Annotated in this window: 17 protein-coding genes and 1 pseudogene; 6 read left to right on the top strand and 12 right to left on the bottom strand. The window is 73.6% G+C overall.

Annotated elements, in window-relative coordinates:
• Positions 1–90: 90 nt before the first annotated feature.
• Positions 91–615 (bottom strand): phage holin family protein, encoded by a 525-nt coding sequence (locus ACH4NX_RS17780; protein ID WP_351395899.1) that lies wholly within the window; start codon positions 613–615, stop codon positions 91–93.
• An 81-nt stretch (positions 616–696) separates the two neighbouring features.
• Here ACH4NX_RS17780 and ACH4NX_RS17775 point away from each other — a divergent pair, with 81 nt between their 5' ends.
• Positions 697–1,044 (top strand): VOC family protein, encoded by a 348-nt coding sequence (locus ACH4NX_RS17775; RefSeq protein WP_351395896.1) that lies wholly within the window; start codon positions 697–699, stop codon positions 1,042–1,044.
• 27 nt (positions 1,045–1,071) lie between these two features.
• Here ACH4NX_RS17775 and ACH4NX_RS17770 read toward each other — a convergent pair whose 3' ends face one another.
• The 6 genes from ACH4NX_RS17770 to ACH4NX_RS17745 form a co-directional block, all read right to left on the bottom strand.
• Positions 1,072–3,051: a DUF5107 domain-containing protein gene (locus ACH4NX_RS17770; RefSeq protein WP_351395893.1), complete on the bottom strand. Its 1,980-nt coding sequence runs from the start codon at positions 3,049–3,051 to the stop codon at positions 1,072–1,074.
• Positions 3,052–3,131: 80 nt separating this feature from the next.
• Entirely contained in the window at positions 3,132–3,710 is a 579-nt protein-coding gene (locus ACH4NX_RS17765; protein WP_398127980.1) for a GNAT family N-acetyltransferase, read from the bottom strand.
• A gap of 42 nt (positions 3,711–3,752) precedes the next feature.
• A complete protein-coding gene (locus ACH4NX_RS17760; RefSeq protein ID WP_351395887.1) occupies positions 3,753–4,679 on the bottom strand; it encodes an LD-carboxypeptidase in 927 nt (308 codons plus the stop codon).
• A gap of 14 nt (positions 4,680–4,693) precedes the next feature.
• Positions 4,694–6,661 (bottom strand): prolyl oligopeptidase family serine peptidase, encoded by a 1,968-nt coding sequence (locus tag ACH4NX_RS17755; RefSeq protein WP_398127979.1) that lies wholly within the window; start codon positions 6,659–6,661, stop codon positions 4,694–4,696.
• Between the two features lie 40 nt (positions 6,662–6,701).
• Positions 6,702–8,063 carry a M20/M25/M40 family metallo-hydrolase gene (locus tag ACH4NX_RS17750; RefSeq protein WP_398127978.1) on the bottom strand — a complete coding sequence of 454 codons (1,362 nt, stop codon included), beginning with the start codon at positions 8,061–8,063 and terminating at the stop codon, positions 6,702–6,704.
• Positions 8,056–8,889, bottom strand: coding sequence for a M55 family metallopeptidase (locus ACH4NX_RS17745; protein WP_351395879.1), 834 nt, complete (start codon positions 8,887–8,889; stop codon positions 8,056–8,058). Before ACH4NX_RS17745 ends, ACH4NX_RS17750 begins: the two co-directional genes overlap by 8 nt.
• 366 nt (positions 8,890–9,255) lie before the next feature.
• Between ACH4NX_RS17745 and ACH4NX_RS17740 the strand changes: the two genes are divergently transcribed.
• Entirely contained in the window at positions 9,256–10,479 is a 1,224-nt protein-coding gene (locus tag ACH4NX_RS17740) for a cation:proton antiporter (RefSeq protein ID WP_351395876.1), read from the top strand.
• A 22-nt stretch (positions 10,480–10,501) separates the two neighbouring features.
• On the opposite strand, the gene ACH4NX_RS17735 is transcribed toward ACH4NX_RS17740, so the two are convergent.
• The 4 genes and pseudogenes from ACH4NX_RS17735 to ACH4NX_RS17720 form a co-directional block, all read right to left on the bottom strand.
• Positions 10,502–11,266 (bottom strand): class I SAM-dependent methyltransferase, encoded by a 765-nt coding sequence (locus ACH4NX_RS17735; RefSeq protein ID WP_398127977.1) that lies wholly within the window; start codon positions 11,264–11,266, stop codon positions 10,502–10,504.
• A gap of 169 nt (positions 11,267–11,435) precedes the next feature.
• Positions 11,436–13,959: pseudogene (locus ACH4NX_RS17730) on the bottom strand (SpoIIE family protein phosphatase).
• Positions 13,960–14,104: 145 nt separating this feature from the next.
• Positions 14,105–16,504, bottom strand: a complete 2,400-nt coding sequence (locus ACH4NX_RS17725; RefSeq protein ID WP_398127976.1) for an MFS transporter — start codon at positions 16,502–16,504, stop codon at positions 14,105–14,107.
• Positions 16,505–16,664: 160 nt separating this feature from the next.
• Positions 16,665–17,108 carry an SRPBCC family protein gene (locus tag ACH4NX_RS17720; protein WP_351395864.1) on the bottom strand — a complete coding sequence of 148 codons (444 nt, stop codon included), beginning with the start codon at positions 17,106–17,108 and terminating at the stop codon, positions 16,665–16,667.
• 165 nt (positions 17,109–17,273) lie between these two features.
• Here ACH4NX_RS17720 and ACH4NX_RS17715 point away from each other — a divergent pair, with 165 nt between their 5' ends.
• The 4 genes from ACH4NX_RS17715 (at position 17,274) to ACH4NX_RS17700 (ending at position 21,091) form a co-directional block, all read left to right on the top strand.
• A complete protein-coding gene (locus tag ACH4NX_RS17715) occupies positions 17,274–18,314 on the top strand; it encodes an Rv2578c family radical SAM protein (protein ID WP_351395861.1) in 1,041 nt (346 codons plus the stop codon).
• Between the two features lie 214 nt (positions 18,315–18,528).
• Complete coding sequence (locus tag ACH4NX_RS17710) at positions 18,529–20,112, top strand: alpha/beta hydrolase (RefSeq protein ID WP_398127975.1); 1,584 nt, start codon at positions 18,529–18,531, stop codon at positions 20,110–20,112.
• Between the two features lie 38 nt (positions 20,113–20,150).
• Positions 20,151–20,549 carry a RidA family protein gene (locus ACH4NX_RS17705; RefSeq protein ID WP_351395856.1) on the top strand — a complete coding sequence of 133 codons (399 nt, stop codon included), beginning with the start codon at positions 20,151–20,153 and terminating at the stop codon, positions 20,547–20,549.
• Between the two features lie 20 nt (positions 20,550–20,569).
• Entirely contained in the window at positions 20,570–21,091 is a 522-nt protein-coding gene (locus ACH4NX_RS17700; protein WP_398128100.1) for a GNAT family N-acetyltransferase, read from the top strand.
• Between the two features lie 4 nt (positions 21,092–21,095).
• Here the strand turns inward: ACH4NX_RS17700 and ACH4NX_RS17695 are convergent, their stop codons facing one another.
• Positions 21,096–21,698: an adenylosuccinate lyase gene (locus tag ACH4NX_RS17695; RefSeq protein ID WP_398127974.1), complete on the bottom strand. Its 603-nt coding sequence runs from the start codon at positions 21,696–21,698 to the stop codon at positions 21,096–21,098.
• Between the last annotated feature and the right edge of the window lie 169 nt (positions 21,699–21,867).

The following is a 21,867-nucleotide window of genomic DNA, read 5'->3' as shown; positions in this document are numbered from 1 at the left end:
GCACCTGAAGCAGAACGTCCGACCCGCGCGGCACGGCGCCCCCCGAACCACTCGGGGAGCGCCGTGCCGTCCTGTCCGGGTCGCGGCCGGTCAGCCGCGGCCATGAGTGCCGTGCGGAGCCTCGGGGTCGATGTCGTCCTGGCGCGGTGCCGCCGCCCCGGAGCCACCCGGCGCGGGCGTGCCCGCCCCCGGGGCGCCGGTCGCACCACCGACCCCGCCGGGCGCGACGGGCGGCATCGGCGGGTAGGGCATGCCGAATCCGTTCGGCGGCACACCCGGCGCGTCACCGCCGGGGGTGCGGTCGTGCCCCGGGCCGTGGGCGGACGCCGGCCGGGCCGCGCCGCGCAGCAGGTAGGCCGCGACGCCCAGGAGGGCGGCCGTGATCAGCGCGGCGGCCCAGTCCGGCATACCGACGGCGAGGGCCAGGCCCACGGTGAGCGCGAGCGCGGCACCCGCGTACAGGGCGGCGGCGCCGGACGCGGCGTACAGCGTGGCCTTGCGGCGCTGCTTGCGCGTCTGCTCACGCAGCTCGTCGCGCACGGTCTCGCGTGCCACCTGCGCCAGTTCGTCGACCAGATGCTTGTCCAGGTGTTCCAAGTGATCCATGCGGTCCATACGTCCCGAGTACCCGGAGGCGCAACTTCCATGGGCCGGACCGCGCGTGGGACCCCGCCGATCCCAACTAGGCTCGTCCGCATGGACATTCTGGGAGCCACACTGCGCATCTACGTCGACGACCTGGACAAGGCGATCCCCTTCTACGAAGGCCTGGCCGGCGGCCGGGCCCACCGCTCCGAGCGCGGCGGTGTCGAAGTCGCCGCGGTCGGCTGCTTCCTGCTGATGAGCGGGCCCGAGTCCCAGCTCGAGGTACTGCGCAAGATCACCGCGACGATCGCCGTGACCGACGTCGAGGAGACCCACCGGGTCCTCGCCTCGCTGGGCGCGGACATCGTCGCGGGTCCGGTCCCGACGCCCGGGGGCCGCAACCTGATCGCCCGGCACCCGGACGGGACGATCTACGAGTACGTGGACCGGCGGGCGTAGCGGCGGACGCAGCGGCGGGCGGGCTGCTCACTCCCCGCCCGGCCGCATCCGGAAGTCGTGCCGGGCGGGGAGCGGCCGGTCGCCGAGCCGGGCCCACAGCCGGTCGATGCTCTGTGCGCCCTCCCGCAGGTCGGCGACCTCGAAGCCCTCGTCGAAGACGGCCCGTGCCTCGTCGCGGCGGCCCTCGGCGGCCAGCAGCTCCGCCTCGGTCAGCCGGAACCGCCCGCGGGCCCGGGTCGCGGGGCGCAGCCGCTCCCACACGGCACGGGCGTCCACCGTGCGCCCGACGGCGAGCAGCGCCTCGATCGCCTCACGGCCGAGCGCGGCGGAGACGGCCGCCCACTCCTCGTCGCCGCCGCGGTCGTCCGTCTCCTGCCGCCCTTCCGCCAGCCGCTCACACAGGTCGTCGAAGGCCCCGGCGTACCGGTCGGCGGCCCGCTCGTGGTGGCCGTCCTCCTGGTCGGCGACGGCGAGGCAGCGCAGCAGCGGCCAGCCGGCGGCGGCGGTCCTCAGGCCGCGCTCCCAACTGCGTACCGCCTGGGCCCGGTCACCGCCGTGCCACTGTGCGATGCCGAGGTGGTACTCGGCGACCGGCGTGGCGGCCGTGGTCTCCAGCATGTCCCGCCAGGGCCGGGCGACCAGTGTGCCGCCGGGCGGCCGATGATGCTCGGGACCGGGCAGCGATCCGGCGCGCAGCAGATGCAGCCAGGGCCGCTGCTCGTCGCCGAGGGTGCTCTCCTCGAAGGGTGTACCGGGCAGCTTCCAGCCCGCGCGCAGCACTTCGAGCGCGCCCCAGCCCGAGCCGGTGGCGAGGCTCTCACCGGGCTCGGCGTCGGCGTGTGGCCGCCAGGTCTCGTACGCCGCGTCGACACGGGCGCGCGGCAGGACCGTCTCCAGCCGGTCCTCGGCCCCGCGCAGTACGGTGTGCCACTCGCCTCCGGGTGACGCGTCGAGCGGCCCGTAGGCCTCCAGCCACGACACCTCGCTCTCCGCCTCCAGCCTGACGTGTTCGAGCTGGGTGCGGGCGAGCCCGGCCTGGATCTCGCAGTAGCCGCCGGTGCCGGGCTCGGTGAGCCACTCCTGCCAGCGCCGCCCGCCGGGTCCCGTGCCCCACACGAACAGCTTGCGCCCGCGCAGCACGTCGGTGGACGTCTGCACGAGCCCGGTCCCGTGTTCGTCGAGTGCGGCGATCCAGCGGCGCCGGCCGTCCGGCACCTCGTAGAAGTAGTCGGCGGGGTAGGTGCTGTTCAGCGGGTACGTCCGGTCGGTCCCGTCGTACGACGGGACGGGCACCCGGCGCAACCGCCTCTCGTAGCCGAAGAGCCAGGCCTCGTCGGCCGGGGCGAGGACCCGGCGCTCCTCGGGGACCGCGATGTTGGACCACCAGTACGTCGGCACCGGGCGCTCGTGCGGGTTGCGGATCCGGACGCCGACGTGGAGGAAGTCCGAGCCCTCCGGCAGCCACAGGTCGACCTGGAAGGGCAGGTCGCGCAGCCGCTCCCACTCCCACAGGCGCAGCATCTCGCCGCCGTCGGGGGCGGGCACGCGGGCGGCGTGGAGGGGCGAGCAGGACAGGGTGGTGTGGCCGGTGGCGCCGATGTTCCACTCGATGCCGCCGGAGAACCAGGCGCCGTTGAGGGCGAAGTTGGCGGGCTGGAGCACGGGGTTGACGTAGAGGAGTTCGCGGTCGGTCGGCTTGTGGTGGAGGGAGGCGACGCGGCCGCCGAGGCCGGGCAGGACGGTGGCCCGCAGCCGGTCGTTCTCGATGACGAGGGCATCGGTCTCCCGTGCCCGGCGGGTCCGGTCGTAGCCGTCCCGGACCCGTACGGGCAGCAGGCCGCGCAATGGTTCGTAGTCGACCTGGCGGGCCATGTCGCGGGGCAGGCCTGCCCGGTCGCGTTCGTCGATGCGGTGGGCCTCGTCCAGGGGGCGCAGCGGCGGCAGGGGGTTGTCCGGTCCCAGCGGCGCGGCGGGCAGGGTCAGTACCTCACGTCGGATCGTCGTCACGGTTCCCCATGGAAGCCGCTCGTCGGCCCGCTGAACAGGGGGCGCCGTCGGTCACGTTCGCGCGACGTCGCTCACGTTCGCTACGACGGGGACCGGCCGGAGGCCACGGTCTCGGCGGTGATCGCCCAGCGCTGGTGGTCGCGCCAGGCCCCGTCGATGTAGAGCATCCTCGGCGAGAAGCCCTCCAGATGGAAGCCGCAGGCTCGGGCCAGCGCGATCGAGGCGGCGTTGCCCGGCTGCACGTTGATCTCCAGCCGGTGCAGCCGCATCGGCCCGAACGCGTACCGCACGACGAGGTCCAGCCCCTCGCGCATCAGCCCGCGGCCCGCCGCGTGCGCGAAGGCGCCGTAACCGAGCGCGCCGCTGCGAAAACCGCCCTCGACGATGTTGTTGATGTTGACGAACCCGGCGATGGAACCGCCGTCCGTCCCGCTCGTGTCCTTCTCGCACACCAGGAAACCGGCCTTGGTCGGGTCCTCGATCAGCCGCGCCGCGTAGGCGTCGTACGCCCGGGCGCTGTCCGGCGGGAAGAGCCACGGGTGGTGCAGGTCCTTGCTCTGACGGGCCCGGGCGGTGAACTCGGCGCCGTCCTCAAAGGTGAAGTGCCGCACGACCACGCGGGGGCCCTCGGCGAGCAGGCGGGACGGGGTGTGCGGCATTCCGTCAGCCTACGACGCCGGGTCGCCGCGCGCCGGTCCTGGTCAGCGCAGCGCCGGCCGGTCCAGCGTCAAGGTGCCCGCGTCCGCGTCGAGTTCCGCCGTTACTCCGAACGGGACGGTCAGCGCCCCCTCGCAGTGCCCGAAGCCGAAGTCCTCGACGACCGGCACACCGAGGCCGCCGAGCCGGTCGGCCAGCATGGGCCGCAGCCGCTCGTAGGGCGCGCACTCGTGCCACGAACCGAGCAGCACGCCGCCGACCCCGTCGAGCCGGCCGGCGCGCAGCAGCTGGGTGAGATAGCGGTCCAGCCGGTACGTCTCCTCCCCCACGTCCTCCAGGCACAGCAGCCCGCCGCGCGTGGACGGGCGGGCGTGCGGGGTGCCCAGTTCGGCGGCGAGCAGGGCGAGGCAGCCGCCGAGGGTGACGCCCCGCGCCCGGCCGGGGACCATCGGGGTGCTGCCGCCGGAGGCGATCACGCGGACCGTCTCCGGGGCGAACAGGGTGGCCTTCAGGTGCTCCTGTGCCCGCGCGTTCTTGAGGAAGTCGATCCCCGCGGCCATCGGCCCGTGCAGCGTGACCAGGCCCAGCCGGGTGGCGAACGCCTCGTGCAGCGCGGTGATGTCGCTGAAGCCGACGAGCACCTTCGGCCCGGCCGCGCGCATCGCCTCCCAGTCGAGCAGGTCGGTCACACGCTGGACGCCGTACCCGCCGCGGGCGCACAGCACCGCGTCCACGGTGGGGTCGCACCAGGCGGCCTGGAGGTCGGCGGCCCGGTCGGTGTCCGTGCCCGCGAGGTAGGCGAAGGCCCGGTGCCGGTCAAGGACGTGCGGCCCCACGACCGGCTCGAGGTCCCAGCCCCGCAGCACGTCCAGCCCCGCCTGCAGCCGCTCCTCGGGCACGGGCCCGCTGGGCGCGACGACGGCCACCCGCGCTCCGGGGCCGAGCCGGGCCGGCCGGGTCAGCTCCTCCACCCTCTCCCCTCCCCTCACCCGGTCAGTTCCAGGGTCGGGATGCCGCGCGGGTCCAGGCCGAAGACCTGCGCGTAGAGGGAGAGCTCGGCCTCCAGGGCGCGCACCATGGTCCCCGCCCGGCGGAATCCGTGCCCCTCTCCTTCGAAGGTGAGGTACGCGTGCGGCACCCCCCGGCCCTGGATGCGGGCGAGGAACCGCTCGCACTGCACGGGCGGGCAGATCACGTCGTCGAGACCCTGGAGCAGCAGGAAGGGAGCGGTGACCCGGTCGGAGTGCTCGGCGGGCGACCGCTCGACGTACCGGTCGGGCACCTCGGCGTACGGGCCGATGAGGCTCTCCAGGTACCGCGACTCGAAGTCGTGGGTCTCCCCCGTGCCCCAGCCCGTCAGGTCGAGGATCGGGTAGATGACCGTGCCGCAGGCGTAGACGTCGGTCGTGGCCAGCGAGGCGGCGGCCGTCCAGCCACCGGCACTGCCACCGCGCACGGCGAGCCGCTCCCGGTCGGCGGTGCCCTCGTCTGCCAGGGCGAGGGCGACGGCCGCGCAGTCCTCGACGTCGACGACGCCCCACTGCTCGCGCAGCCGGTTGCGGTACTCCCGGCCGTGCCCGGTGGAGCCTCCGTAGTTGACCTCCGCGACGCCGATGCCGCGCGAGGTGAAGTAGGCGATCTCCAGGTCCAGTACGAGGGGGGACCGGCTGGTGGGGCCGCCGTGCGCCCAGATAACGTACGGCGGCAGCTCGCCGTCCAGCGCGGCACAGCCGGGGTTGTGCGGCGGGTAGAGGTGGGCGTGGATCTCCCGCCCGGCGGGTCCGGTGAAGGTGCGGATGCGCGGTTCGGGGTAGTACGCCGGGTCCACGGCGTCGTCGTGAGGGGCGCCGACGACCCGCGCCCGGCCGGTGCGGGCGTCCAGCTCGACCACCTCGTAGGAACTGCGCGGACTCGCGCCGACTGCCACCACTCGCTCACCGTGCGCGGCGAGGGTGGCGGCGAACTCGGTCCAGGGGCCCGCCGCGTCGACGACCTCGCCGGTCTCCGGGTCGAGTATGCCGAGGGCGGGGGCGCCACGGCCGTGCACGACGGCGATCAGGCCGCTGTCCAGTGGCGCGAACCAGCGCTGCCCGAGCTTCCACAGCGGCCCGCCGAACTCCTCCTCGCGGGCGCACAGCGGCTGCCCGTCGCGGTAGAGGTTCCACCAGCCGGTGCGGTCACAGGCGTACAGCAGGGCGCCGTCGGGGGCCCAGTCCGCCTGGGCGATCGACTCCTCGGGGCCGCCGGCGATCGTCCGCGCGTCCCGGAACGTGCCCTCGGGGCCGACCTCCGCGACGATCAGCTCGGTGCCGTCCCAGGGCATGCGCGGGTGGTCCCAGGCGAGCCAGGCCGCGCGCCGCCCGTCGGGCGAGAGGCGGGGGCCGGTGACGAAGCGGTGCCGGTCGCCGGTGAGTTCGCGGACCGCGTCCCGGTCGTCGGCCGCCGAGCCGTCCAGTGGCACCGCCGCCAGGACCCGGCGCACGTCGCCGGGCCCGTCGCCGGTGTACTCCTCCAGGACGCACCAGACCTCGCCGTGCTCGTCACGCACGTCCGGTTCGGCCCAGCGCAGCCCGCCGCCCACCGGCGAGACGGGCGTCAGCGGACGCGGTTCAACGTCGCCCGGCCGGTAGGCGTACAGCCGCTGGTCGGCGAAGTTCACGAAGACCACCAGCGGCCCGGTCCCGGTCAGGTGCGCGGCCCAGGGCCGGCCGCCGTACTCGATGACGCGGCTGCGCACGTTCCAGGGGGCGGGCAGCACCGGCTCCTCGGTGCCGTCGGGACGCCGCCGCACCAGGGTGCGCCGGCCGCCCTCGGCGGGCCGGGGCGCGGTCCACCACACCTCGTCGCCGACGAGGCCCACGTCGTCGGGCCGTCCGTCGTGCGCGGCGGCGAGGGCCGCGTCGACGGGCGAGGGCCACGATCCGTACGCCAGGGTCGGCACTGACTTCCCCACTTCTCCTCCAGTTCCTTGTCGAGCGGTCCCAGGGTGTCCGCTACGCCGTGCGCAGGAATCGGTCGAGGACGCGGACGCCGAAGTGCAGGGCCTCGGCGGGGACGCGTTCGTCGACACCGTGGAAGAGCGCCTGGTAGTCGAAGCCCTCGGGCAGCTTCAGCGGCGCGAAGCCGTAGCCGGTGATGCCGAGGCGCGAGAACTGCTTGGCGTCCGTGCCACCGGACATGCAGTACGGCACCACGTGCCCCTCGGGGGCGAACTCCTCGACGGCGGCGCGCATCCGCGCGTACGTCGGCGAGTCCACCGGCGCCTGGAGGGCGACCTCGCGGTGGGCGAACTCCCAGTCCACGTCGGGCCCGGTGAGCCGGTCGAGGGTGCTGCGGAACTCGTCCTCGCAGCCGTGCAGGAAGCGCCCGTCGACGTACGCGACGGCCTCCCCGGGGACCACGTTGACCTTGTAGCCGGCGTTCAGCATGGTCGGGTTGCCGCTGTTGCGGACGGTGGACTCGACCAGCCCCGCGGCGGGCCCGAGCTTGTCCAGCAGCGCGTCGACATCACGCAGGTCGGTCTCGATGCCGTAGACGGCGGCGAGTTCGGTGAGGGCGGCGCGCACGGTCGGGGTCAGGCGCAACGGCCACTCGTGGTCACCGATGCGGGTGATCGCCGCGGCGAGCCGGGTGACCGCGTTCTCCCGGTTCACCTTGGACCCGTGGCCCGCCCGCCCCCGCGCGGTGAGCCTGAGCCAGCCCGTGCCGCGCTCACCGGCGGCGATCGGGTAGAACTGCCGGCCGGCGCCGTCGTGGAAAGTGAACGCCCCCGACTCGCTGACACCCTCGGTGCAGCCCTCGAACAGCGCGGCATGCCGGTCGGCGAGGAAGCCGGAGCCGTCCTCGGCGCTGGCCTCCTCGTCCGCGGTGAACGCGATGACGACGTCCCGCCGGGGCCGTACCCCCCGCCGGGCCCAGTCGCGCACGACGGCCAGGATCATCGCGTCCATGTTCTTCATGTCGACCGCGCCGCGCCCCCAGACGACCCCGTCGCGGATCTCCCCGGAGAACGGGTGCACGCTCCAGTCGGCGGCCTCGGCGGGCACCACGTCCAGGTGACCGTGCAGGAGCAGCGCGTCGGCCGACGGGTCGGTGCCCTCGATCCGGGCGACGACGTTGGTGCGGCCCTCGGTGCGTTCCAGCAGCGTGGGCTCGATCCCCGCCTCCGCGAGCCGCGCGGCGGCGTACTCGGCGGCCGGGCGCTCCCGGCAGTCACCGCCGCCGCGGTTCGTCGTGTCGATCCGGATCAGCTCGGAGGTGAACCGCACGACCTCGTCCAGCGCCCGGGCGTCGTCCGTACTCCCGGGCGTGCCGTCGGACGGGCGCTCGTAGCTGCTCCCGGCCTGCTCAGCCATACTGCTCCTCCACCGCGGCCGAGGCGATCGTGGTGACCGCCTTGAAGGTACGGATCGCCTCGAACATGGTGTCGTGGGTGTACGCCACCTTCCGCTCCGCGATACGGGCCACCCCCGGCACGACGGTCGTGGCCGCCGCCAGGTGCTCGGCGTCGAACTCCACGGCGACGGTGAAGGGCCCCCCACTCACCGGCTCGTGCCGCACCGCGAGCGCCGCCGCCTCCTTGGCCGCCGCCCGGATGTCACCGGCGGTCCTGGCCGGCGTACGGCACACGGCCGCGTACCGCGACACATGGTCCTTGACCGCGACCTTCAGTGCCTCGGGCGCGTACCCGAGCGCGTCCTCGCACGCCACGTCGTCCCCGGTGACGAGCACCACCGGCACCCCGTACTCGGCGACGACGTGCGCGTTGAGCAGCCCCTCGCTGGCCCGTACGTCGTTCAGCCACACGCCGGTGATCTGGTTGGCGAGGAAGGTGTGGGCGAGGACGCCCTCCATCCCGGCGCCCGCGTGGTACCCGATGAAGGCGATGCCGTCCACGTCCCCGTGCTGGACGCCCTCCACCATGGACAGCGGTTTGTGCCGGCCGGTGAGCATCTGCGTCCGCTCGTCGAGCCGCTCCAGGAGCAGGTTGCGCATGGTCCAGTGCGCCTCGTTGACGAGCACCTCGTCGGCTCCGCCGTCGAGGAAACCCAGCACGGCGGCGTTCACGTCCGAGGTGAACATCGACCGGCACCGCTCCCACTGCGGCGTCCCCGGCAGCACGTCGGCCGGCCAGGTGACACCGGTGGCGCCTTCCATGTCGGCGCTGATGAGGATCTTCATGCCTCGAAACCGTACGCGTCGGCCGGCCGCCTCGGCCAGAGCTGTGGACAACTACCGGTGGTATGGACCACTGAACTCACCTCGTACGGCCTACGACCAGCCACTCCATGGATTCGACTGATCATAGGACCGTCGCTCCCCACCCGCCGAGCACCAGCCTTCCACACCCCCCGCTGCCCACGGGAACAGGCCCTCCCTCCCCCGACGGCGTACACCCGGTCGCCCCGGCTGCCGGAGCAGGGAAGAGTGGCACCGTGCACGCCGTCAGCGAGAACGTCCACGCCGGTACGCGACTGGGACCGCTCGGCGCTCCGGGCGCCGACTTCGCCGTCGTCACTCCGTGACCCGGCGGTACGGCGGCGCCCCATGACGCATCCGGGCACTCTCGTCCTGATCATGGCCGCCGCCGTCCTGGCACCACTCCTCGTACACGCCACGGGACGTCGGCTCCGCGTCCCGCTGGTCGTCTTCGAGATCGTTCTGGGCATCCTCATCGGTCCGCGGGTCCTGGGGTGGGCGCACCCGGACAAGGTCGTCGACACGCTCGCCGATCTCGGACTGTCGATGCTCATCTTCCTGGCGGGCTACGAGATCGAGTTCGCCGCCGTCCGCGGTGACACCCTGCGCCGTTCCCTCTGTGCCTGGCCGGTCTCGCTCGTCCTCGGGATCGGTCTGGGCTTCCTCTTCAGCGGCGGTGAGGTCTTCGAGGCCTTCGTCGTCGGCACCGCCCTGACCAGCACAGCGCTGGGCACGGTGCTGCCGATGCTGCGGGACCGCGGTGAGCTGCGGGGCCGCTTCGGGACGGTGGTGTCGGCGTTCGGCGCGGTCGGCGAGTTCGGTCCCGTCGTCGCCATGGCGTTGCTCCTCGGCGGACGCCGGCCCGCCGAGTCCGCGGCCCTGCTGATCGCGTTCGGGGCGGTCACCGCCGCGGCCGTCTTCTGGGCGCTGCGCCCGCGCCCGCCGTGGTTCGGCGAGCTGACCGAGCGGACCCTGCGCGGCAGCGGCCAGTTCGCGGTCCGGTTCGTCATGCTGCTGCTGGCCTGCATGCTGGGCCTCGCCGAGGTCTTCGGCCTCGACGTCCTGCTGGGCGCCTTCGCCGCCGGCGTGCTGACCCGCATCGTGCTGCACCGGGCCGCGCCCGCGAGCAGCGAGGAGGTCCTCGGCAAGGTGGAGGCCCTGGGTTTCGGCTTCCTCGTGCCGTTGTTCTACGTGGTCACCGGTATCGAGTTCGACCTGGACGCGTTGCTGGACGATCCGGTCGCACTCCTGCTGGTGCCGGCCTTTCTGTCGCTGTTCCTGCTGGTACGCGGCGGACCGGTGTACCTGCTCGCCCCGAAGGACCTGAACCGTACGGACCGGTCGGCCCTCGCGTTGTTCGCCTCGACCTGCCTGCCGCTGGTCGTCGCGATCACGACCATCGGCGTCGACCAGGACCTCCTCGGCACGGACCGGGCCGCCGCGCTGGTCGGCGCCGCGATGATCTCCGTCCTGGTGCTGCCTCTCCTCGCGATGCGCCTGCGCTCGGCGACCGGCGGGACGGCGAGGCCGGCCTCCGCCCAGGAGGGGGCGAAGGACACGGAGGCGTGGTGACGCCGAGACGGACCGTACGCCGTCACCCCGCGGCACCGGACAAGCCGCCGCCGGCGTGCCGCGACTCGCGCCGCCCCGCCACCACCCACCTCGAGGGCAGTTCTATCCGGGTGCCGTCCGCCGTGTACTCCGTGGTGACCAGCGGGAGTTCGCCGCTCGCCAGGACGGTGAGTCCGGCCGCGACCAGGTACTCCGGTATCGCCTCGTCGGGGACCGCGCCGGGGGTCAGGCCGTGCCGGAGGACGGGCGCGAGCTTGGCCGGCGGTCCCTCGGGGCCCTGGGCCAGCCCCCTCAGTACGGCCCTGGCGGCCTGGGACGGCTCCACCAGGAAGGCACGGCCGCGTTCCCCGACGAGTGCGGCCAGGGCGTCGGCCAGTGGCCGGCGGTCGTCGGGCTCGCACTGGTGCAGGACGCCGCGCACATAGACGTTGGCGTCCCCCAGCTCCGCGTGCAGCGTCTTGGCCTCGGTCTTGTCGGTCGCGTCCAGCCGCCGGTACGCCGCCTGGCCGGCGGGGTCGGCGTAGCGGGCACGGCCGAGGGCGGCGGCGGACAGGTCGGCGCCGACGACGTGTGGAAAACGGTCCGCGAAGTAGCGGGTCTGGGTGCCGTTGCCGCAGCCGAGGTCTATCAGGGGCAGGCCGGGGTCGGTCAGGTGCGGCTCGAAGTACGCCAGGTGACGGCCGGCGGTCAGCATCGGCTCCGCGTCCCAGAACACCGACCCCTGCCCTTCGGGCGCCTCGCTCCAGAAGCTCTCCCAGGCGTCCCGGTACCGACTCGTCACGCTCATGCCCGTCTCCCCACCTGCGACGACGTACGGCCCGCCGAAGGCGACGGGCCCGTACGGTGTACCGCGCCCGGCGCACGGCCACAAGCACCCGGCGCACACCTTCACCGGACATGCCAACGGCGCACGCCCCCGGGGCCGCCGGGGGGGGGAACGGATCAGTGGCGGCGGCTCAGCGGCGGGGCAGCGTCAGCTCGAACCAGACGGTCTTGCCCGCCTTCGTACGGCTCGCTCCCCACTCACGGGCGAGGGTGCTGACGACCTGCAGGCCGCGCCCGGCCTCGTCGTCCGGACCGGCGGCGCACAGCGTGGGCAGTTCGTGGTCGTCGTCGTCCACCTCGCACAGCAGCGTGTCGGCGCGGACCAGCCGCAGCTCGACGGGGCGGGCGTGGGCGTGCCGTACGGCGTTGGTGACCAGTTCGCCTGCCATCAGCTCGACGGGGTCGGCCAGCTTCGGCAGGCCCCAGTCGTGGAGCTGCTCGCGGACCGCCGCGCGGGCGCGGCCGACCTCGGCCGGGTCCCGGGCGAGGCGCCATTCGGCGACGGCGTCCGACGCGATGCCGGTGAGCCTGGCCATCAGCAGGGCCACGTCGTCCTTGCGGCCCCCGCGCGTGCCCAGCGCGCGGATGATGGTGTCGCAGGCGTCGTCCATGGACGCGGCCGGGTGGGCGGCGGACTCGCAGAGGGTGGCGAGGCCCACGCCGATGTCCTCGCCGCGCACCTCCACCAGGCCGTCGGTGCACATCACCAGCCGGTCGCCGGGCCGCACGCGCACGCGCACCGACTCGAAGGGCACTCCCCCGACCCCGATCGGCGCCCCCGTGGGCAGGCCGATCAGCTCACTGGCGCCGTCCTCGGCGCGGACCAGGACGGGCGGGATGTGACCGGCGTTGGCGAGGCGCAGCTCACCGGCGACGGGGTCGTAGACGGCGTACAGGCAGGTCGCCAGGTGGGTGTCGCCGAGCCGCTGGGCGAGGTCGTCGAGGTGGCGCAGGAGCCGGGCGGGCGGCAGGTCGAGGCCGGCCATGGTCTGCACGGCGGTGCGCAGCTGCCCCATCATGGCGGCGGAGCCCAGGCCGTGGCCCATCACGTCGCCGACGACGAGGGCGGTGCGGGCGCCGGGCAGCTTGACCGCGTCGAACCAGTCGCCGCCGACGCGGCCGAGGAGGGTGCCGGGCAGGTAGCGGGTGGAGATGTCGCAGCCGGCCATGTGCGCGGGGATGTGCGGCAGCATGCTGTCCTGGAGCGTCTCGGCGACGTTCTCCTGGTACGTGTACATGCGCGCGTTGTCGATCACGAGCCCCGCGCGGGCGGCGAGTTCGGCGCCGGTGACCCGGTCCATGTCGTTGAAGACGGGCCGCTCCGGGTGCCGGAGCAGGATCATGAAGCCCAGGACGACGTCGCGTGCCTTCAGGGGCACCAGCAGCATCGAACGGCCCGTGATGAGCGGCCGGATGTCCCGCTTCTCGAACTGGGAGGCGATGGCGTGGCCCATCTCCTCGGTGATGCGGGGCACCAGGACCGGCTCGCCACTGGTCATGCACCGGAAGAAGGGGGTGTGCGCCGGGAACGGCATGGCCTCGCCGACCGGTACGACGTCGTCCCAGCGGCCGGGTTCGTCGGTGTGCTCCAGGGCGACCCGGTGCCACATCGTCGTCGTGTCCGGCACGCCGTCGGGGAAGCCCTCGCCGGCGACGACCTGTTCGCGCAGATAGGTTCCGGCGACGTCGGTGAAGCGCGGGACGACCGCCTTGCTGACCTCGACGATGGTCCGGGAGAGGTCGAGCGAGGTGCCGATCCGGCCGCTGACCTCGTTGAGGAACTCCAGGCGTTCGCGTACGGCGGCGTACTCCAGGTCCTCGGCCTCGTCCTGCGGGTCGTCCGGTACCGGCTCGCCGGCCGCCGGCGCCCGGGCCGCGCGCTCGCGACGCGCCCTGCGCCCGGCCCGCCGGGGCACGCCCCAGTCGGGGGTGACGGGCACCCGGTCGTGCCGGCTGAACTCCAGGACCGGATAGCCCAGTTCCAGGACCTGCGCGACGATGCGGGCGCTCTCGCCGACGCTCATGCTGGGCAGGATCTCGGGGAGGCGGCGGGCGAGTTCCCCGGCGCCGGGGAAGTCGGTGTACAGCGCGAAGCCGGGCGCGATCCGCTCGGCGACCGGCCCGTCGCCGGCCGGCTCCCCGGCCCTCGTCTCCGGGGCCCGCGTACCGCCGGCGCTCCCGTCGGTGCCGTCCCGCCGCAGCCCGTCCGCGTCGGCGGCCAGTACGAGCAGCCGTTCCCGGCCGGGTCCCACCAGGGGGTACGCCCACCACAGCACGTCGACGCGGTCGTCGCCCGGCACGGTCAGACGGGCACGGCCCGCCGCCGGGTAGGACAGCTGTCCGTCGAGGGAGGTCTCCAGGCCGGGCCCGAGTCCGTCGTACGCCGCGTACTGGCCGTAGGCGGTGGCGTCCTCGGTCCCGTCGTCCGGGAGCACGCCCGAGACGGGCAGCAGGTCGGGGGCGGGCCGGCCGATCGCCTCCTCCTTGGGCAGGGCGAACAGCCGCCGTGCGCCCCGGCTCCAGTGGGAGACCAGCCCCTCGCGGTCGACCACGACGACGGCCAGCGGGACGCGGCCGGCCACGGGGTCCGCGGGCACGGGCGCCGGGTCCGGCCCGGCGGCCTGGAGGCGCGTCCCGCTGGGTGCCATGGTCCATGGCGTCAGGCCCTCTCTCCCCACGGCTCCGCAAGATCTGTGTCGCCGTCACCACCGTACGGCGGTGGCCGGTGACCGTGTGCGGCAACGGGGGAATTGGTGGCGCGCGAACACACCGGCGCGCGCCCGCGCGCCGGTGCCCGGTCTCAGTCCTCGTGCCCGAGCTGCAGGTCGCGTTCCGTGCGGCCGCCGCCGGCCACCTGGAGGACGGTCGCGACGGGCGGATAGCCGGCGGCGATGACGGTGTACTCGCCGGAGGACAGGTCGACGAACCGGAAGCTGCCGTCCGGCCCGGTGGTCAGTGTGTCCACCACGTTGCCCGCCGCGTCGAGCAGCGTCACGCGAGCGTCCTCCACGGCCCGTCCGCCGCTGGCGCGCACGGTGCCGCGCAGTACGGCGCCGCCGGCCAGCTCGACGTCCTGGCGCGTCTCCCGGGCGGCCTGGACGCTGACGGGCAGCGCGGCCGGACGGAAGGCGGGGGCGCTGCCGGCGAGGGTGTACTCGCCGGCCACCAGCTCGGTGATGACGTAGCCGCCCTCCCGTCCGCTGCGGGTGGTGGCGACGACTTCGCCGTGGACGTTGGTGAGGGTGACGGTCGCGTCGCGCACGGGGCTGCCGTCCGCGGTGAGCACGCTGCCGGCCAGGCGCCCGGCGCCGCCGAGGACCACGTCCAGTTCCACCGGGCGTTCGCCGACGGTCACGGAGACCGCCTGCGGCTGGTGGCCGCCGGCCGCGGCGATCAGGACGTACGCCCCCGAGCCGGGCGTGGCCAGCGCGTACCGTCCGTCGTCGCCGCTGGCGCCCCGGCCGATCTGCTGCCCGCCGACGTTGATGAGGGTGAGCGCCGCGCGGGGCACGACGGTGCCGTCGGGGTGCTGCACCGTGCCGCAGACCGGGATGCCGGCGGCGTAGGGCGAGCGTGCCTGGGGGACGGGGGCGACGGACTGCGCGGTCTGCGGGTCGGTGACGGGGGCGTTGTGGGACACCAGGGGTTTCTCCTTGAGGAAGAAGGCGATGAGCAGCCCGAGGACGAGCACCGGCACCAGGTAGAGGAAGATCCGCGGCATGGCGTCGGCGTACGCCCCGATGTAGGCGTCGCGCAGCGCCGGGGGCAGGGAGTGGACGAGCTGTGGGGTGATGGCCTCGGCGTCGGGCAGGCCGGTGCCGGCCTCGGCGGGGATCCGGTCGGCCAGGGCGTCGGTGAGCCGGTCGGCGAAGAGCGTGCCGAAGATGGCCGCGCCGACGCTGCCGCCGATCTGCCGGAAGTAGTTGTTGGCGCTGGTGGCGGTGCCCAGGTCGGCGGGGCGCACGGAGTTCTGCACGGCGAGGACCAGGACGGGCATCACCATGCCGATGCCGGCGCCGAGGACCGCCATCCAGAGGCTGTAGTGCAGGCGTGGCGTGTCGGCGTCGAGCCGGGACAGCAGCCACATGCCGATGACGGACAGCGCTCCGCCGAGGATCGGGTGGACGCGGTAGTGACCGGTCCGGCTGATCATCTGCCCGGAGATGACCGAGGCGCCGACGATGCCGCCCATCATCGGCAGCATCAGCAGGCCCGACTCGGTGGCGGTGGCGCCGTCGACCATCTGCAGGAAGGTCGGCAGGTAGCTGGCGGCGCCGAACAGGGCGACGCCGATGACGAGCCCGACCAGGCCGGTGACGTTGAAGACGGAGTCCCGGAACAGCCGCAGCGGGATCAGCGGTTCGGGCGCGAAGTGCTCGGCGACGAGGAAGAGGACGGTTGCCGCGACCGCCCCGGCGGCGAGGCCGAGGATGACCTTCGAGCCCCACTCGTACTCGGTGCCGCCCCAACTGGTCAACAGGACCAGGCAGGTGGAGGCGGCGGCGAGCAGCAGGGCGCCGAGGATGTCGAGGCGGGGCTTGGCCGTCGGCCTGGGCAGCTTCAGCACGACGGCGACGACGGCCATGGTGACCAGTCCGAAGGGCACGTTGATGTAGAAGCACCAGCGCCAGGAGAGGTGGTCGGTGAAGTAGCCGCCCAGCAGGGGGCCGGCGACCGAGGCGAGCCCGAAGGCGGCGCCGATCAGGCCCATGAAGCGGCCGCGCTCGCGGGGCGGCACGATGTCCGCGATGATCGCCTGCACGCCGATCATCAGTCCGCCCGCGCCGACGCCCTGCACCGCGCGGAAGGCGATCAGCTGGTCCATGGTCTGCGCCCGGCCGGCGAGTGCCGAGCCGACGATGAACACCAGGATGGCGAACTGGAAGACGCCCTTGCGTCCGAAGAGGTCGCCGAGTTTGCCGTAGATCGGCAGGCCGACGGTGGAGGTGAGCAGGTAGGCGGTGATCGCCCAGGACATCTTGTCCAGGCCGTGCAGCTCGCCGACGATCTTCGGCAGCGCCGTGGCGACGATCATCTGCTCCAGGGCGGCGAGCAGCAGCGCCAGCATCAGTCCGACGAAGACCAGCCGGACCCGGCGCGGGCTCAGCCCGGCGTCCCACTGCGGTGCGGGAGCGGGGGGTTCGGGAGGCGTCGGGGGTGCGGCGACCGGTTCGTCCTGCACCAGAGTGATCCCGCCCACGTACCGCTCCCCTCGTCACACCTGCTCACAATTGCCGCCAGAGGCGACAACTGCGAACAAGTGCGAAGGGTTACGGCATACAGCGGAATCGCATGGAGATCACTCGAACCGGTGAGACGGCACCCAGCCACTCAACGGCCTTCCAGCGACCGCCCTTTGGCTACTTCTCGACCTCGGCGGCGAGCTTGGCGAGCATCGCGTCGTAGATCCGGGCGAGGCCCTTGGGCGCGAAGGTCTTCTCGAAGAAGCCGCCGACGCCGCCGGCGCCCTGCCAGGTGGTGAGGACCACCACGCGGGACTTGCCCTCCCCGGCCGGAGTGACCCGCCAGGTGGTGACCATGGAGGAGTTGCGGTCCTTCTCGACGAGCTCTCCGTCGGTCGGCTCGGTGACCTCCAGCAGACAGTCGCGGACGCGCTTGCTGGTGGCCTGGAGCTTCCAGTGCACGAGGGTGCCCTCGCCGTCGCCGCCCTCGCGGACCTCGTACTCGCTGAAGTGCTCCGGCAGCAGCTTCTCGCGGGTGCCGCTGTAGTCGGCGAGGGTGTCGAACACCGTCTCCGCGTCCGCCGCGACGATCCGCTCCGTCTCCGCCTCGACCTGCGCCATCGGGTACCTCCAGGGCCTGGTTGTCGGGGTCGGGGCAAGCCAACCACCCCACCGTCCGGCCACCAAATCGGGGGGGGGGCGCGAAGCGGTCCCGGGCGACGCGTCCGCACGATCAAGGGAACACGTGTTCTATTGTGTGGACCGCAGCACTACCGAGGAGGCGCCATGCGCTGGGAGAACCTCACGGACTCCGACCACGCCCGGGCCGCCGGCCCCGCACTGTTCGGCGCGGACGCGGTCACCACCCGTACGTTCGACACGCCCGAGTTCCGCGGCATCACCTTCCACGAGGTGCGGGCCCGCTCGATCCTCAACCGGGTGCCGGGCGCCTCACGGATGCCGTTCGAATGGACGGTCAATCCGTACCGGGGCTGCACGCACGCGTGCGTGTACTGCTTCGCGCGCAAGACGCACGGCTACCTGGACCTCGACACGGGACTCGGCTTCGACTCACAGATCGTCGTCAAGGTGAACGCGCCGGAGCTGCTGCGCCGCCAGCTGGCCTCGCGGCGCTGGCAGGGCGAGCACGTGGCGATGGGCACCAACGTCGACTGCTACCAGCGCGCCGAGGGCCGCTACCGGCTGATGCCGGGCGTCATCACGGCCCTCACCGAGCGGGCGAACCCGTTCTCGATCCTGACCAAGGGCACGCTGATCCTGCGCGACCTGGACCTGCTGACCCGGGCGGCACGCGTGACGGACGTGGGAATCTCGGTCTCGGTCGGCTTCACCGACACGGAGCTGTGGCGCACCGTGGAACCGGGGACGCCCGCGCCGGAACGCCGCCTGGAGATCGTACGGACCCTCGGCGAGCACGGCATCGGCTGCGGTGTGCTGATGGCGCCGGTCATCCCCTTCCTGAGCGACGAGCCGGCCCAACTGCGCGCGACGGTACGGGCGATCGCCGCCGCCGGCGCCACGTCGGTGACACCCCTGGTGCTGCACCTGCGCCCGGGCGCCCGGGAGTGGTTCATGACCTGGCTCGGGCAGCACCACCCCCACCTCGTACGCCGGTACGAGCGGCTGTACGCGGAGGGGGCCTACGCCCCGAAGTGGTACCAGCGCCGGATCACGCGACAGGTGCACGACCTGGCGCGGGAGTACGGCATCGGACCCGTGCGCGCGGGGACTCCGCGACGGGTCGCGCTGCCGGAACCCGAGGCCGAGCCCACGCCGGCCGAGCCGGTCCAGCTCTCCCTCATCTGAGATCCGGGAACAGACGCCGCGACGCGCAGCCGCGCACCGCGGCAGGCGTCCGAGGCGTACGACCCGGCCCCGGGCCCCAAGCATTCGAGGGCATCTGCCGACCCGATCGGGTCAAGCGCGGTCCGGCGGCGTTCCTCCTGAGGCGCCCTCCGGGACGATGCGGCGAGGTCCGCGACCCGCGCGGGCCGCAGCCTCTCCGTCCTCGGAGGACGTCATGAGACAACGCGCAGCCGTGCTGTGCGGCGCCGCCGTCATCGCCGCAGGGACCGTGACGGCCGCCCCCGCGGGGGCGAGCGCTCCGCACCCCGTGGGCGTCCCCCACGCCGCGGAGCCCAACTGGGAGAAGTGCGGCACGGACGACTACCCGTCGCTCCAGTGCGCGTCCCTCACCGTTCCCCTCGACCACGCGCGCCCGGACGGGAAACAGATCACACTGGCGCTGTCCCGCGTCCCGCACACCTCCGAGAAGTACCAGGGGCCGCTGCTGGTCAACCCGGGCGGGCCGGGCGGCAGCGGGCTGACGCTCGCCGGGTTCGTGGCGTCCTCGCTGCCCGCCGAGGTGGCCGCGCAGTACGACGTCATCGGCTTCGACCCGCGCGGCGTGGGCCGGAGCGAGCCCGCCCTGAACTGCCGGCCGGGCCACTTCGACCCGGTGCGTCCGGACTCCCTGCCCACCACACCGGCCGTCGAGCGGGCCAACCTCGCGCGGGTGAAGTCCTTCGCCGAGTCCTGCGGCGAGAAGTACGCGGACGTGCTGCCGTACATCGACACGGTCGGCACCGCCCGGGACATGGACGCGATCCGCAGGGCGGTCGGCGCGAGCAGGATCAGTTACTTCGGCTACTCGTACGGCACCTATCTGGGCGCCGTGTACGCCAAGCTCCACCCGGGCCGGGTGCGGCGCCTGGCCCTGGACTCCGTCGTCGACCCGACGGACGTGTGGCACGACGCCAACATCAGCCAGGACCTCGCCTTCCAGGACCGCCATCGGGACTTCCTGGCCTGGACCGCCGAGCACGACGGGGCGTACGGGCTGGGCTCCGACCCGCGGCGGATCGAGGCCGCCTGGTACGGCATGCGGACGGCGCTGGTGAAGAAGCCGGCGGGCGGGAAGGTCGGCGCCTCGGAGCTGGAGGACACCTTCCTGCCCGGCGCCTACTACAACGGGTACTGGCCCTACCTGGCGGAGGCGTTCGGCGCGTACGTGAACGACGGGGACACCGGCCCGCTCGTCGAGGCGTACGAGAACTTCGGGGCGGTGGACGCCGCCGGCGACAACGGTTACAGCGTCTACACCGCGGTGGAGTGCCGTGACGCCGGCTGGCCGCGTGACTGGGACGAGTGGCGCGACACCAACTGGGGCGTGTACGAGAAGGCACCGTTCATGGCGTGGAACAACGCCTGGTACAACGCGCCGTGCGCGTTCTGGCCCACGGACTCGCGTCGGCCGGTGGACGTGACCAACCACGAGCTGCCGCCCGCACTGCTGTTCCAGGCGACCGGTGACGCGGCCACCCCGTACGAGGGCGCCCTCACCGCGCACCGGCTGCTGCGCGGCTCCAGCCTGGTGGTCGAGGAGGGCGGCGGGAACCACGGCATCACACTGAGCGGGAACACCTGCCTGGACGAGCACTTGTCGGCGTACCTGGCCGACGGCACCGTGCCACGCCGCGGCGGCGACGGCGAGGCGGACGCGGTGTGCCCGGCGCTGCCCGGCCCGAAGCCGCTGGAGTCGAGGGCGGCGTCGACCTCCTCGCGCGGCTCGACGCTGCACGGACTGCTGGGCTTGCGGGGGTAGTCGGGGGCGTTGTCAGACCCGTGGTCCACCATGGACGCATGAGTGAGCTGACCAGGATTCCCGCCCCCGACGGCGTCGCGCCCGCCGCCCAGTACACCCATGTCGTCCTCGGCACCGGGCGGTTCGTGGCCGTCTCCGGCCAGCTCGCCCTGGACGAGGACGGCGCGCTCGTCGGCGAGGACGATCCGGCGGCTCAGGCCCGCCAGGTCTTCGAGAACCTGCGCCGGTGTCTGGCGGCGGCCGGGGCGACCTTCGACGACGTGGTGAAGCTGACCTTCTTCGTCACGGACATGGCGCACATGTCCGCGATCCGCGCGGCCCGCGCCGAGCACATACCCGACGACCGGCTGCCGGCCGCTTCGGCGGTGCGGGTCGCCGGGCTGGTCCGGCCGGAGTTCCTGATGGAGATCGAGGCGTTCGCGGTCGTGGCCCCGTGAGCGTGGCGCGGGTGCGCAAGATGACGCTCGCCGACTGCGACCGCGTCTCCGCGATCCGTGTCCGGGGCTGGCAAACGGCCTACCGGGGCCTCGTGCCGCAGCCGTACCTGGACAGGCTCGACGTGCGCGAGGACGCCGAACGGCGCCGCGACCTCCTCGCCCGCGCCCCGGACGGCACGGTGAACCCGGACGGCACGGTGAACCTGGTCGCCGAGGACGACGCCGGCCAGGTCGTCGGCTGGGCCTGCCACGGTCCGTACCGGAGCGGCGAACCACACACCGCCGACGCGGAGTTGTACGCCCTCTACGTCGACGCCGGGCGGCTCGGCACCGGCATCGGGCAGGGCCTGCTCCGGGAGTCGGCACACCGGTGCACGGCCGCCGGGTACGCGCGCATGCTGCTGTGGGTGCTCGAGGGCAACGCCCGCGCCCGGCGCTTCTACGAACGGGCGGGTTTTCGCGCCGACGGTGCCGAGGAGCCGTTCGAGGTGGACGGGGTGACCGTGCCCGAGGTGCGGTACTCGAGAGCACTGACCGGCTGACGCGTCATCGCTGCCCCGGAATGCGCGCCAGCGCCCGTACCGCCGCCTGGGCCAGCGCCGGGTGGGCCAGGGCGTCGTTCAGGACGGGGCCGGCCCGGTCGTCACCGAGTGTGCCGAGGCCGTCGACGCAGGCGAGCGCCACGCGCCGGTACGGGTCGTGCGGGCGCAGCCGTCGCTCCAGCGTGGTGATCAGGGCGGGCACGGCCTCCGGGGCCCGCAGTGCGACCAGCAGCCGCACCGGGTGCAGGGCGTAGGCGACCCGCAGTTCGTTGGTGGCCAGGGCGGCGGCGGCACGGGCGGTGCGGGGGTCGCCGAGGCGGGCGAGAGCGTGGGCGGCGGAGGCGCAGCGCGGCGGATCGCGGTGGTTCAGCAGCAGCACGAGGGACTCGAAGGCCCGCCGGTCCCCGGCCACGCCCAGCCGGAACGCGGCCAGTTCACGGGCCCAGAGCGGCTGTCCGGGCTCGGTGAGCACCGCGGCCAGCTCGTCCAGGTCCCCGGTCGCCACGAGGCGGTCGTACGCCGCCGAGGCGCCCTGCGCGCCCTGCGCGCCCGAAGCCGCCGCTTCGGCCCGTAAGCGCTCCGTGAGCGTTCGCAACTCTTCGTCCATGACACCGAGGTTAGGGGCCTCACAGGACCTGTGGGACGTACATCACGAACACCGGGGGCTGGCGCGCTCGTTACCCGCGAGTTAATCTCAGACGAGCGAGTTACCCACTCGCGGTACTCCTCACGACGGTCTGGTGACGCGGCCGTCGCGAGCGCAGAGAGCAGTCGGT

The organism is Streptomyces sp. NPDC017225, assembly GCF_044331465.1.
GTDB lineage: Bacteria > Actinomycetota > Actinomycetes > Streptomycetales > Streptomycetaceae > Streptomyces.
This window is presented reverse-complemented; position numbering and strand designations above follow the sequence as displayed.